We start from the raw sequence: 12,107 nt of genomic DNA on the forward strand, positions 1-12,107 counted from the left end.
GATGATAAAAGTGATTGGTGTAAGATTCCGCAATGCGGGGAAGATCTATTATTTCGATCCGGCCGGCAGGGAGATTCATACGGGTGACCACGTGATTGTGGAGACGGCGAGAGGAATTGAATACGGTTATGTAGTGCTGGGAAGCAGAGAGGTGCCGGATGACAAGGTCGTCCAGCCGCTTAAGTCTGTGATCCGGATGGCGACGAGAGAAGACGAGGATGTGGAGTTAAAAAACCACGACAAGGAAAGGGAAGCGTTCCGGATCTGTAAGGAAAAGATCCGGAAACACGGGCTTCAGATGAAGCTGATCGATGCGGAATATACCTTCGACAACAACAAGGTGCTGTTTTACTTTACCGCGGATGGAAGAATCGATTTCCGCGAACTGGTGAAGGATCTGGCATCGGTATTTAAAACGAGAATCGAGCTTCGTCAGGTCGGCGTCAGAGACGAGACGAAGATTGTGGGAGGAATCGGTATCTGCGGCAGACCGCTGTGCTGCCACTCTTACTTATCGGAGTTTATCCCTGTTTCAATCAAGATGGCGAAGGAGCAGAATCTGTCGCTGAATCCGACGAAGATCTCCGGTGTCTGCGGAAGGCTCATGTGCTGTCTGAAGAATGAGGAAGAGACGTACGAGGACTTAAACAGCAAGCTTCCGAATGTGGGGGATTATGTGACCACGGACGACGGGCTGAAGGGTGAGGTTCACTCGGTCAGCGTGCTTCGTCAGCTGGTGAAGGTCATCGTCATCACAAAGGATGAGAAGGAAATCAGAGAATACCGTGTGGATCAGCTGAAGTTTAAACCGAGGCGGCGCAAGGATAAAGGCTCTGTAGCGGATGCGGAGCTGAAGGCTCTGGAAGCCCTTGAGAAGAAGGAAGGGAAATCCAAGTTAGATGATAATTGAGCTTAAGGATGAGGAACGGCTTGACGATTTACAGAGAAACGGCTATCAGATTATACAGAAGAAGGACGGGTTCTGCTTCGGTATGGATGCGGTGCTTTTATCCGGTTTCGCGGCGGTGAAGCCGGGGGAAAAGGCGATCGATCTGGGAACCGGGACGGGAATTATCCCGATTCTTCTGGAAGCGAAATATGAAGGCGAACATTATACGGGGCTTGAGATTCAGGATGAGGTGGCGGAGATGGCCGCGCGCAGCGTGGCGCTCAATCGCCTGGAAGAGAAGGTCTCGATCGTAAAGGGCGATATCAAGGAAGCCAGCCGGATGTTTGGCGCGGCTTCCTTTGACGTGGTGACCTCGAATCCGCCCTATATGAACGATTCCCATGGACTTAAAAATCCCGATCTGCCCAAGGCGATTGCCCGCCATGAGGTGCTATGTACGCTGGACGATGTGGCGAGGGAGGCGGCGAAGCTTTTGCGGCCGGGCGGGCGCTTCTACATGGTGCACCGGCCTCATCGCCTGATAGAAATTATTACGGCGCTGACGAAGTATAAGCTGGAGCCGAAGCGGATGAAGATGGTCCATCCATTTGTGGACAAAGAGGCCAATATGGTCCTGATTGAAGCCGTGCGCGGCGGTAAATCCATGATTAAGGTGGAGGCGCCGATTGTGGTATATCGGGAGCCGGGGGTGTATACGCAGGAGATTTATGATATTTACGGGTATTGAAAAATTGATCATTATGTATTGCCAGCAATGGGGAGAATTTGGAGAATTAGGTGAATATGGCAGGGCGGAGAACCAGGGGATTGGTGTTTTCCGCCCTGCCATATTTCCGCCTTTCCTTGAAAAGTCTCGCCCTCTGTGTTAAAGTATATCTACTAATGATAGAAGAAACAGGCCGGTCAAACGGCCCGAAAAATAGCAGAAAAGTTGGAAAAGAAGATGGAAGAACAGGTAAAGGATCAGAAAACAGGAAAGCTGTATCTATGTGCGACGCCTATTGGGAATCTGGATGATATTACCCTGCGGGTTTTGAATACATTAAAGGAAGTGGACTTGATTGCGGCGGAGGACACCCGGCATAGTATTAAGCTGTTAAACCACTTTAATATTAAGACGCCCATGACCAGCTATCATGAATACAACAAGGTGGACAAGGCCAGATATCTGGTGGAGCAGATGAAAAATGGAGTTTCCATCGCATTAATTACAGATGCGGGAACACCGGGAATCTCTGATCCGGGCGAAGAATTGGTGAGGCAGTGCCATGAGGCGGGAGTACCGCTTACATCTCTGCCTGGGCCTGCGGCCTGCATTACGGCTCTGACCATATCGGGACTGGCAACGAGGCGTTTCTGCTTTGAGGCATTTCTCCCTTCTGATAAGAAGGAAAAACAGTGGATTTTAGAGGAACTGAAGCGTGAGACGAGAACGATCATTATATATGAAGCGCCCCACCGGCTTGTCAGGACGCTGGAGGAACTGAGAGAGGCCCTGGGAAACCGGAGAATCACCATATGCAGGGAACTGACGAAACGGTATGAGACGGCGTTTCAGACTACGTTTGAAGATGCGCTGGCGGCCTATGAGACGGAGGATCCGAGAGGCGAGTGCGTCATTGTTATCGAAGGGAAGAGTATCGGTGAAATAAAGGAAGAACGGATGAAATCGTTTGAGGAGATGTCTCTGGAAGAGCATATGGATCTGTATGAGAAGCAGGGAATTGAACGAAAAGAGGCCATGCGTATGGTGGCGAAGGACCGGGGAATCAGTAAACGGGATGTCTACCAGCAGCTGATGAAGTAAGAGGATACGGATATGGTGTGTAACATGATATGCCTCGATATTGACGGCACGATATTAAACAGCAGACATGAGATTACCTCTCATACCAGAACGGTGATCAGGGCGGCCTCCAAAAAAGGGATACCGGTTGTACTCATATCGGCCAGAATGCCGAAGGCCATGGTGTTTTTAAAGGATGAACTGGGGTTAAAGGATCCCATTGCCTGCTACGGAGGCGGGCTCATACTGTCGGGGGACGGAACGGTCATCGAGAGTAAGACGCTGGAGACACCGCTGGTCCGGGAGGTCAGCAGGCTTGCCGATTCCATGGGAATCCATGTGAGCTACTACCGGAATGATGAATGGTGTGTGGACGAAATGGACGAGTGGGCGAGGCAGGAAGGGCTCATTACGCATTATATGGCGACAGTCTGTGATACGGAGGCCATGATGGACCGATGGAAGGCAGATGGGACGGGGCCGCACAAGCTGCTTCTTATGGCGGAGGCGGACCGTATCCTGGCGTTTATGAAGCGTTTTGAACGGGAAGGCCAGCCCCAGATGGAGGTATACCGGTCCAAGGATACCTATCTGGAGGTTATGCCGGCCGGCGTGGGAAAGAAAGAGACGGTGGAACGTCTTTGCCGTCTGTACGGGATATCGAAAGAGCAGGTACTGGCAGCAGGGGATAATGACAATGATATCTCCATGATCCAATATGCCGGAATGGGCGTGGCAATGGGGAATGCGTGGGAGGAAGTAAAGAAGTACGCCGATTTTGTGACGCTGAGTAATGACAAAGACGGTGTGGCGTATGCGATTGAGAAGTATGTATTCGATTAAAGGGTGAGTCGGAAGAGATACGAATTAACAGTTAAAGATGCAAAGAGGCTGGATTCCAAAGATCCGGCCTCTTTGCATATTGGTGTTGGGGTAATACCTGAAACACATGTTCATTTATCGAAGCAACGGGAGATTCCCTGTCAGCTTATTCACCGCTTTTTTAGGTCCGCAGATGGCAATACCGAGATAAGAGAAAGTATCTTCCTCGGTGGCGGCAGCCTTATCAATAAATTCATCGTAGGTCTTGCAGCTCTGTGCCGTGTCGGAGAAATCCACCACAGTCAGTTCCGCATATTCCGGCCGGTAAAGCTGTTTCCGGAGCTCCCGTATTTTGGCTCCGTCAGCCTTTAGTATGGGGACAGGGAACTGGATGATGCCCCGGTGGGAGCAGCCTGTCTTGTCCGTGACGTCAGGCCCCACGGTATCCGGCATCTCTTTGCCAAGCGTGATTCCCATAATTCCGGCGGTGTTGGCAATCAGGCCGGTGGGGAGTGTCTCGTCGATGACCATGACACATTTTTCGTTCTGTAAATCCATTTGTCTTACTTCCTTTTCTGTTTGTTGTTCTATTTTACCATTTGTCCGAAAAAATTTCTTGAACGATGTGGCATATCACAGGCGGCTGTTATTTTAAAAATTTTTCTTGACAAACGAATCGGGATTGTATAGAATTGGTTTGAATATCAAAATATTTGAAACGAAAAATATCAGAGACAGGTGAAAACCACGGGTTTTCCCATTTACCTGGATGTGTGAATCACAGCACGAATGGGGGAAATTATGACGACTAGAATTATAGGAACAGGTTCGGCTGTACCGAAACAGGTGGTAACCAATGATGATCTGGCAAAGATCGTGGATACCAGCGACGAATGGATCAGACCGAGAACCGGAATCCGGGAAAGAAGGATTGCGGCAGCAGAATCAGGAACCTCCGATCTGGCGGCGGAGGCGGCGAAGCTGGCGATTGAACAATCCGGAATAAAACCGGAAGAACTGGACATTATCGTCCTTGCCACTTCCTCGGGAGACTGCTGTTTTCCAAATGGTGCCTGCGAGGTACAGGCCGCGGTCGGCGCGGTCAATGCGGTGGCGTTTGACTTAAGCGCCGCGTGTTCGGGATTTGTCTTCGCTTTAAACACGGTACATAGCTTTTTGACGGCGGGAATCTACCGGACGGGGCTTGTGATCGGAGCGGATACACTCAGCAAGCTGGTGGACTGGAACGACCGGGGTACCTGCGTTCTCTTCGGAGACGGTGCGGGAGCGGCTGTCGTGAGGGCAGAGGACACCGGAATCATGGGGCTGACCATGGGTGCGGACGGAACGAAAGGCGACGTTTTAAAATGCGGCGGACGCACTACGGGAAATTTCCTGACAGGAAAGAAACCAGAATTAGGCTATATGACCATGGATGGCCAGGAAGTTTTTAAATTTGCGGTTAAGACCGTGCCGGAGGCAATTAAGAAGACGATTGCCGGGAGCGGAACCGAATTAGAAGAAATTAAATATTTTATTCTGCATCAGTCCAATTACCGGATTTCCGAATCCATAGCGAAAAGACTTAAATTACCGATGGAAAAGTTTCCAGCGAATTTAGAGCGGTATGGTAATACTTCCGGAGCGTCGGTGCCCATCCTTTTAGATGAGCTGAACCGCGAAGGAAAATTGAAACCGGGCGACAAATTGCTTTTAGCCGGTTTTGGTGCAGGGTTGACCTGGGGAACCACTCTTCTGGAGTGGTAATTAAAAAGACTAATACTTTGAAAATCAAAGTAATTAGATAAATATTAAAAAATCAATGGAATAAAAGATGGAAAATGAAGAGGAGAATGAAACCATGTTAGAGAAGATGAAAGAAATTATCGCAGAGCAGTTAAATGTAGACGCAGAGGCCGTATTGGCAGAGTCTTCCTTTAAAGAGGATTTAGGAGCGGATTCCCTGGATTTATTCGAACTTGTTATGGCTCTGGAGGATGAGTATTCAGTCGAGATTCCTTCTGAGGATTTAGAGAAGCTGACGACCGTAAGCGCGGTTATGGACTACTTAAAAGCAAAGGGCGTGGAAGGCTGATGAATACCAGAATAACGGAACTTTTAGGAATTAAACACCCGATTATTCAGGGTGGAATGGCCTGGGTTGCGGAACATCATCTGGCGGCGGCTGTATCGGAAGCTGGCGGGCTGGGACTGATCGGCGGTGCAAACGCACCGGCCGAGGTGGTCAGAGAGGAGATCCGCAAGGCAAAAGCGCTGACAAAGAAACCAATCGGAGTCAATGTCATGCTGCTGAGCCCTCATGCCGATGAGATAGCAAAGGTAGTCGTGGAGGAAGGAATCGGTGTGGTAACCACCGGAGCCGGAAACCCGGAGAAATATATTGAGATGTGGAAGGCCGCCGGGGTCAAAATTATACCGGTTGTGGCTTCTGTAGCACTGGCTAAGAGAATGGAGCGCTACGGCGCGGATGCGGTTGTGGCGGAAGGATGCGAATCCGGCGGTCATATCGGTGAGCAGACAACGATGACACTGGTTCCGCAGGTTGTGGACGCTGTATCCATACCGGTTATCGCGGCCGGCGGTATCGGTGACGGACGCGGAATCGCCGCGGCATTTATGCTCGGAGCAGAGGCGGTACAGATCGGCACGAGATTTGTGGTTTCGGATGAATCCATTGTTCACGAGAACTACAAGCAGCGCATTATCAAGGCAAAGGACATCGATTCGGCGGTTACGGGACGCTCCCACGGCCATCCGGTCAGATGCTTAAGGAATCAGATGACCAGGGAATACGTAAAGCTGGAGCAGGAAGGCAAGAGCTTCGAGGAACTGGAATACTTAACTCTCGGAAAGCTGAGAGAGGCCGTACAGGAAGGCGATATCACGAACGGTACCGTCATGGCAGGACAGATCGCAGGTATGATTTATAAGAAACAGACCTGTAAGGAAATGATTGACGAAATGATGGAACAGGCGGAGAAACTGCTGAACCGATAATTGAAAAAGGAGTTACGGATTATGAGCAAGACTGCATTTATTTTCCCGGGACAGGGCGCACAGTACTGTGGTATGGGCCAGGATTTTTATGAGAATACAAAGACCGGAAAAGAGCTCTTTGACATGGCGTCAGAGCTGCTTGGTTTTTCCATGCCGGAGCTGTGTTTTGAAAAGAACGACAGACTGGATATCACGGAATACACACAGGCCGCCATGGTAACCACCAGCATCGCCATGATGCGTGTCCTGGAAGAGGCAAAAGGCGTGAAGCCCGATGTGGCTGCCGGACTGAGCCTGGGAGAATATCCTGCGCTTGCCGCCGCGGGCGTGATGAGCGACGCGGATGCGATCCGTACCGTAAGACAGAGGGGAATCCTTATGCAGGAGGCGGTTCCGGTTGGACTCGGAGCCATGGCCGCCATCCTGGCCCTCGACGCGTCTAAGATTGAAGAAGTGATAAGCGCGATCGACGGCGTTTCCATCGCCAACTACAACTGCCCGGGACAGATCGTGATCTCCGGACGGAAGGAAGCCGTGGAAGCGGCCAATGAGAAGCTCCTGGAAGCTGGTGCAAAGCGTGCCGTCCTGTTAAATGTCAGCGGACCGTTCCATTCTGCCATGCTTGCGGACGCCGGACGGAAGCTGGGCGGGGTTCTGGCCGATGCCCGCATCAACACCCCGGTTATCCCGTATGTGGCTAATGTCACGGCTCAGTATGTGACGAAGGCAGAGGATGTGAGACCGCTTTTAGAGAGACAGGTGTCTTCTTCCGTCAGATGGCAGCAGAGTGTGGAAACCATGCTGCAGGATGGAGTGGATACATTTATAGAAATCGGGCCGGGAAAGACTCTGGCCGGATTCATGAGAAAGATAACAAGAGATGTAAAAGTCATTAATATAGAAAAACTGGAAGATATTGAAAAGCTATAGCGAGTCACTCCACTAGGTTCGTGAAGGACCTCACCAAGTGGAGGTGACATGCATCGCACGTAAGCGCCTAAAAGACAGGCGCTAAGTGCTCATAGCGAGGAGGATGCCGGAATGTTAGAAGGAAAAACAGCTGTTGTGACCGGAGCCGGAAGAGGAATCGGGCGGGCGATCGCGCTCCGTCTGGCCGCGGAAGGCGCGACTGTCATTGTCAATTATAATGGTTCCGCGAAACGTGCGGAAGAAGTAGTAAATGAGATTACGGCAGGCGGAGGCCATGCGGAGGCCATCCAGTGCAGCGTGTCTGATTTTGAGAGCGTTGCGGCTATGATGGACGGCGTCATAAAGAAGTATGGCTCTATCGATATTCTGGTAAATAACGCCGGAATCACGAAGGATAATCTGCTGATGAAGATGTCCGAGGGCGATTTCGACGCAGTTATCGATACCAACTTAAAGGGCGTATTTAACTGCATGAAGCATGTAGCCCGCCAGATGATCAAACAGAGAGGCGGCAGAATCATCAATATTTCTTCCGTTTCCGGTGTGCTCGGCAATGCGGGGCAGGCCAATTACTGCGCAGCCAAGGCCGGGGTAATCGGACTGACAAAATCCTTTGCCAGAGAAGTGGCCAGCAGGGGCATTACCGTGAACGCGGTAGCGCCTGGATTTATTGAGACAGAGATGACGGAGGTGCTGTCCGATGCCGTAAAGGCGGGTGCGACAGAACAGATCCCGATGAAACATTTTGGAACCACCGAAGATATTGCCGGTGCAGTGGCATTTCTGGCCTCCGGCGCGGCAGGCTACATTACCGGCCAGGTGATCAGCGTGGACGGCGGAATGGCGATGTAACGTAACTATTCAGCAGATGCACGGTTGGGCAAGAGTTATAATGTAATAAGGAGAGAGCGACATGAAGACAAGAGTTGTAGTAACAGGTATGGGAGCAATTACACCGATCGGAAATGATGTAGAGAGTTTCTGGAACGGACTGAAAGAGAAAAAGGTGGGAATCGGACCGATTACCCAGTTTGATACAACCGAATATAAGGCAAAGCTTGCGGCCGAGGTAAAGGATTTTGATCCTAAGAATTATATGGATCCGAAGGCTGCTAAGCGCATGGAACGTTTCTCCCAGTTTGCCGTAGCCGCTTCGAAGGAAGCGCTGGAGAATTCCGGTATTGATATGGAACAGGAGGACCCGTACCGTGTAGGCGTATGTCTGGGATCGGGAATCGGAAGCCTTCAGGCTATGGAGCGGGAACACAGTAAGCTCCTGGAAAAGGGACCGGGCCGTGTAAATCCGCTGCTGGTACCGATGATGATCTGCAACATGGCTGCCGGTAATGTGGCGATCCAGTTCGGATTAAAGGGAAAATGCTTTAACGTGGTAACTGCCTGTGCGACAGGTACTCATTCGATCGGTGAAGCGTTCCGTTCCATCCAGTACGGTGAGGCGGATGTAATGGTTGCCGGTGGAACGGAAGCCAGCATAGCACCGATCGGTGTGGCCGGATTTACATCCCTGACAGCGCTTACCACTGTTCTGGATCCGATGCGCGCGTCTATCCCGTTTGATCAGGACAGAAGCGGTTTCGTCATGGGAGAAGGCGCCGGTGTTGTGGTTCTGGAGTCCCTGGAGCATGCAGTCGCAAGAAATGCGACGATATACGCCGAGGTGATCGGATACGGCTCAACCTGTGACGCGTACCATATCACATCCCCGGCCGAGGACGGAAGCGGTGCGGCCAGAGCGATGACGAATGCCATCCAGGACGGCGGTATCAGACCGGAAGACGTGGATTACGTCAACGCACACGGAACCAGCACGCATCACAACGACTTATTCGAGACAATGGCGATCAAATCAGCGCTCGGAGACCATGCGAGGGAGGTTAAGATCAATTCTACCAAGTCCATGATCGGCCATCTTCTGGGGGCCGCAGGCGGCGTGGAATTCATCACCTGTGTGAAATCAATCCAGGATGGATTTGTTCATGCGACAGCGGGCCTTGAGACTGAGGGTGAAGGATGCGATTTAGACTACACGAAGGGCGAGGGCGTTTCCAGTGATGTCAATGTGGCAATTAGCAACTCTCTTGGCTTCGGCGGTCATAACGCCAGTATTTTAGTGAAAAAGTTCGAACAGTAGGAGGCCGGATATGGAGATCAATGATATCATCAGACTGATGCAGGCGGTTTCAGAGAATGGCCTGACCAGCTTTAAGATAGAGGAAGGCAGCTTGAAGCTTTCCATTAAAAAGGAAAAAGAACAGATTATAACCGTAGCGGGAAACAGCGCGGTGCAGCAGATGATACCGGCAGCAGGCGTGGCAGTAGAAATGGCAGCGCTTCCGGCAGCGGAATATACTGCGCCGGCCGGCAGCGGCGAAGGCGCGCAGAGTGTGGAAAACACGGCCGCAGCCATTGACTCCGATAAGATCGTGGCGTCACCGTTAGTGGGAACCTTCTATAATTCCTCTTCACCGGATGCCGAACCGTTCGTCAAGGTGGGGGATGCGGTAAAGAAGGGCCAGACCCTTGGAATCATCGAAGCCATGAAGCTGATGAATGAGATAGAGAGCGAGTTTGACGGCATTGTGGAAGCCGTTCTCGTCGGCAACGAAAACGTGGTGGAGTATGGCCAGCCCCTGTTCAGAATCCGGTAAGAAGCGATACAGGGCTGTGATTGACAGGAAAGAAAAAGTTGAAAAGAGGTTCAGCCGATTTTTAAGGAATGACAGGGTATTAAATTGGTTGAGGCTCTTTTTTCATAAAGAGGAGAGAGAGTCATGTTAGGTATTAAGGAAATTGAAGAAATTATTCCGCACAGGCACCCGTTTCTGCTGGTAGACTGCATTGAAGAGCTGGAACCGGGCGTCCGCGCCGTAGGATATAAATGCGTTACGTTTAATGAGCCGTATTTCCAGGGACATTTCCCGCAGGAACCGGTTATGCCGGGCGTGCTGAGAATTGAGGCGCTGGCACAGGTCGGAGCCGTCGCGATCTTAAGCGAAGAGGCCAATAAGGGAAAGCTGGTATTCTTTGGCGGAATCGACAAGGCAAAGTTCAAATATAAGGTAGTTCCCGGCGACCGTATGCGTCTGGAATGTGAAATCATCAAGCGCAAGGGGCCGGTAGGCATCGGCAGGGCTGTAGCAACGGTTGACGGAAAAATCGCCGCTTCCGCGGAACTGACATTTATGATTGGATAGGTGGTCGTCATATGTTTGATAAAATATTAATTGCAAACCGCGGCGAGATCGCGGTGCGTATAATCCGGGCGTGCCGGGAAATGGGAATCAAGACCGTGGCGGTCTATTCTGAGGCGGACCGCGACTGTCTGCATACACTTCTGGCAGACGAGGCCATCTGCATCGGTCCGGCTCCTTCCACCCAGAGTTACTTAAACATGGAACGGATCCTGACTGCGACGGTGGCCATGAAGGCAGATGCTATCCATCCGGGTTTTGGTTTTCTCTCGGAAAATGCCAGATTTGCAGAATTATGTGAAAAATGCAATATAACATTTATCGGTCCCTCCGCTGATATTATCAACAAGATGGGCAATAAATCTGAGGCGAGAAAGACCATGATGGAGGCCGGTGTCCCGGTCGTTCCGGGTGGTAAGGAGGCTGTTCACGAAGTGGAAGAGGCGCGCCTCGTAGCGGAAAAGATCGGATATCCGGTGATGATTAAGGCATCGTCAGGCGGCGGCGGAAAGGGCATGCGTATTTCCCGTGGATCGGAAGATTTCGATGCTAATTTCCAGAATGCGCAGATGGAGTCCATCAAGGGATTTTCCGATGACACCATGTATATTGAGAAATACATTGAGAAGCCGAGGCATATCGAGTTCCAGATCATGGCGGATAAGTTCGGCAATGTGGTGCATTTAGGTGAACGTGACTGTTCTATTCAGAGGCGCCACCAGAAGGTACTGGAGGAATCCCCCTCTGCGGCTATATCAGAAGAGCTTCGGAGGAAGATGGGGGAGACCGCGGTACTGGCGGCGAAATCCGTCGGCTACGAAAACGCCGGAACCATAGAATTCCTTTTAGATAAGCACAAGAACTTCTATTTCATGGAGATGAACACCAGAATTCAGGTAGAGCATCCGGTAACAGAGCTGGTATCCGGGCTGGATTTAATCAAGGAACAGATCCGTGTGGCAGCGGGAGAGCCCTTAAGCGTAACCCAGAAAGACGTAAAGATCACGGGCCACGCCATCGAGTGCAGAATCAACGCGGAAAATCCGGAAAAGAATTTCATGCCATGTCCAGGACTGATCACCAATGTCCACGTCCCAGGCGGCAACGGCGTCCGTGTGGACACACATATTTACAACGACTACAAAGTACCGGCAAACTACGATTCCATGCTGATGAAACTGATCGTCCATGGAAAAGACCGCACCGAGGCGATTGCCAAGATGCGGAGTGCGCTGGGCGAATTGATTATAGAGGGAATCGAGACAAATGTGGACTTCCAGTTTGATATATTGAGTCATGAAGCGTATCAGGATGGAGACATTGATACGGATTTTATAACGAAGTACTTTGCGTAAGCAATGAGCAGTGCACCCAGATGAAATTTCGCATTTTCAGATGCAAGCTCGCTTGTATCTGAAAATGTGAAGTT

The 12,107-nt window shown here is 50.9% G+C and carries 14 protein-coding genes; 13 read left to right on the plus strand and 1 reads right to left on the minus strand.

Translation table 11 applies throughout. The features are described from left to right. Window position 1: 1 nt before the first annotated feature. The 4 genes from H8S75_RS22485 to H8S75_RS22500 all read left to right on the plus strand — a co-directional run bounded on the left by H8S75_RS22485 (window position 2) and on the right by H8S75_RS22500 (window position 3,539). Entirely contained in the window at window positions 2–910 is a 909-nt protein-coding gene (locus H8S75_RS22485) for a PSP1 domain-containing protein (protein ID WP_002605446.1), read from the plus strand. After that, window positions 900–1,637 carry a tRNA1(Val) (adenine(37)-N6)-methyltransferase gene (locus tag H8S75_RS22490; protein ID WP_187023459.1) on the plus strand — a complete coding sequence of 246 codons (738 nt, stop codon included), beginning with the start codon at window positions 900–902 and terminating at the stop codon, window positions 1,635–1,637. The genes H8S75_RS22485 and H8S75_RS22490 overlap by 11 nt, the downstream gene beginning before the upstream one ends. A gap of 216 nt (window positions 1,638–1,853) precedes the next feature. Beyond that, window positions 1,854–2,717 (plus strand): 16S rRNA (cytidine(1402)-2'-O)-methyltransferase, encoded by an 864-nt coding sequence (gene rsmI / locus H8S75_RS22495; RefSeq protein ID WP_187023585.1) that lies wholly within the window; start codon window positions 1,854–1,856, stop codon window positions 2,715–2,717. A 12-nt stretch (window positions 2,718–2,729) separates the two neighbouring features. Beyond that, a complete protein-coding gene (locus tag H8S75_RS22500) occupies window positions 2,730–3,539 on the plus strand; it encodes a Cof-type HAD-IIB family hydrolase (protein ID WP_187023460.1) in 810 nt (269 codons plus the stop codon). 114 nt (window positions 3,540–3,653) lie between these two features. Here H8S75_RS22500 and H8S75_RS22505 read toward each other — a convergent pair whose 3' ends face one another. Further along, on the minus strand, window positions 3,654–4,076 hold the full coding sequence (locus H8S75_RS22505; protein ID WP_002605455.1) for a DUF2000 domain-containing protein: 423 nt from the start codon (window positions 4,074–4,076) through the stop codon (window positions 3,654–3,656). A 243-nt stretch (window positions 4,077–4,319) separates the two neighbouring features. Between H8S75_RS22505 and H8S75_RS22510 the strand changes: the two genes are divergently transcribed. The 9 genes from H8S75_RS22510 (at window position 4,320) to H8S75_RS22550 (ending at window position 12,033) form a co-directional block, all read left to right on the plus strand. Next, window positions 4,320–5,285: a beta-ketoacyl-ACP synthase III gene (locus tag H8S75_RS22510; RefSeq protein WP_055658336.1), complete on the plus strand. Its 966-nt coding sequence runs from the start codon at window positions 4,320–4,322 to the stop codon at window positions 5,283–5,285. Window positions 5,286–5,379: 94 nt separating this feature from the next. Continuing rightward, window positions 5,380–5,613: an acyl carrier protein gene (acpP, locus tag H8S75_RS22515; RefSeq protein ID WP_025529601.1), complete on the plus strand. Its 234-nt coding sequence runs from the start codon at window positions 5,380–5,382 to the stop codon at window positions 5,611–5,613. Next, window positions 5,613–6,536 (plus strand): enoyl-[acyl-carrier-protein] reductase FabK, encoded by a 924-nt coding sequence (fabK, locus tag H8S75_RS22520; RefSeq protein ID WP_187023461.1) that lies wholly within the window; start codon window positions 5,613–5,615, stop codon window positions 6,534–6,536. Before acpP ends, fabK begins: the two co-directional genes overlap by 1 nt. A 21-nt stretch (window positions 6,537–6,557) precedes the next feature. Next, window positions 6,558–7,466 (plus strand): ACP S-malonyltransferase, encoded by a 909-nt coding sequence (fabD, locus tag H8S75_RS22525; RefSeq protein ID WP_187023462.1) that lies wholly within the window; start codon window positions 6,558–6,560, stop codon window positions 7,464–7,466. Between the two features lie 111 nt (window positions 7,467–7,577). Then, on the plus strand, window positions 7,578–8,318 hold the full coding sequence (fabG, locus tag H8S75_RS22530) for a 3-oxoacyl-[acyl-carrier-protein] reductase (RefSeq protein ID WP_187023463.1): 741 nt from the start codon (window positions 7,578–7,580) through the stop codon (window positions 8,316–8,318). A 61-nt stretch (window positions 8,319–8,379) separates the two neighbouring features. Continuing rightward, window positions 8,380–9,618, plus strand: a complete 1,239-nt coding sequence (fabF, locus tag H8S75_RS22535; RefSeq protein ID WP_187023464.1) for a beta-ketoacyl-ACP synthase II — start codon at window positions 8,380–8,382, stop codon at window positions 9,616–9,618. Window positions 9,619–9,628: 10 nt separating this feature from the next. Next, a complete protein-coding gene (accB, locus tag H8S75_RS22540) occupies window positions 9,629–10,135 on the plus strand; it encodes an acetyl-CoA carboxylase biotin carboxyl carrier protein (protein WP_187023465.1) in 507 nt (168 codons plus the stop codon). 123 nt (window positions 10,136–10,258) lie between these two features. Continuing rightward, on the plus strand, window positions 10,259–10,681 hold the full coding sequence (fabZ, locus tag H8S75_RS22545; RefSeq protein WP_002605463.1) for a 3-hydroxyacyl-ACP dehydratase FabZ: 423 nt from the start codon (window positions 10,259–10,261) through the stop codon (window positions 10,679–10,681). A gap of 11 nt (window positions 10,682–10,692) precedes the next feature. Beyond that, window positions 10,693–12,033 (plus strand): acetyl-CoA carboxylase biotin carboxylase subunit, encoded by a 1,341-nt coding sequence (locus H8S75_RS22550; RefSeq protein ID WP_187023466.1) that lies wholly within the window; start codon window positions 10,693–10,695, stop codon window positions 12,031–12,033. The last annotated feature ends 74 nt before the right edge of the window (window positions 12,034–12,107 follow it).

The sequence above is a fragment of the Hungatella hominis genome (assembly GCF_014288005.1).
Classification (GTDB): domain Bacteria; phylum Bacillota; class Clostridia; order Lachnospirales; family Lachnospiraceae; genus Hungatella; species Hungatella effluvii.

Bases quoted from the DNA above. Each gene is read 5' to 3' on its own strand.
- H8S75_RS22490 (WP_187023459.1), top strand. From the start codon at position 900: ATGATAATTGAGCTTAAGGATGAGGAACGGCTTGACGATTTACAGAGA.
- H8S75_RS22510 (WP_055658336.1), top strand. From the start codon at position 4,320: ATGACGACTAGAATTATAGGAACAGGTTCGGCTGTACCGAAACAGGTG.
- fabD (WP_187023462.1), top strand. From the start codon at position 6,558: ATGAGCAAGACTGCATTTATTTTCCCGGGACAGGGCGCACAGTACTGT.
- H8S75_RS22485 (WP_002605446.1), top strand. From the start codon at position 2: ATGATAAAAGTGATTGGTGTAAGATTCCGCAATGCGGGGAAGATCTAT.
- fabZ (WP_002605463.1), top strand. From the start codon at position 10,259: ATGTTAGGTATTAAGGAAATTGAAGAAATTATTCCGCACAGGCACCCG.
- H8S75_RS22550 (WP_187023466.1), top strand. From the start codon at position 10,693: ATGTTTGATAAAATATTAATTGCAAACCGCGGCGAGATCGCGGTGCGT.
- fabG (WP_187023463.1), top strand. From the start codon at position 7,578: ATGTTAGAAGGAAAAACAGCTGTTGTGACCGGAGCCGGAAGAGGAATC.
- fabK (WP_187023461.1), top strand. From the start codon at position 5,613: ATGAATACCAGAATAACGGAACTTTTAGGAATTAAACACCCGATTATT.
- fabF (WP_187023464.1), top strand. From the start codon at position 8,380: ATGAAGACAAGAGTTGTAGTAACAGGTATGGGAGCAATTACACCGATC.
- accB (WP_187023465.1), top strand. From the start codon at position 9,629: ATGGAGATCAATGATATCATCAGACTGATGCAGGCGGTTTCAGAGAAT.
- H8S75_RS22500 (WP_187023460.1), top strand. From the start codon at position 2,730: ATGGTGTGTAACATGATATGCCTCGATATTGACGGCACGATATTAAAC.
- H8S75_RS22505 (WP_002605455.1), bottom strand. From the start codon at position 4,076: ATGGATTTACAGAACGAAAAATGTGTCATGGTCATCGACGAGACACTC.
- rsmI (WP_187023585.1), top strand. From the start codon at position 1,854: ATGGAAGAACAGGTAAAGGATCAGAAAACAGGAAAGCTGTATCTATGT.
- acpP (WP_025529601.1), top strand. From the start codon at position 5,380: ATGTTAGAGAAGATGAAAGAAATTATCGCAGAGCAGTTAAATGTAGAC.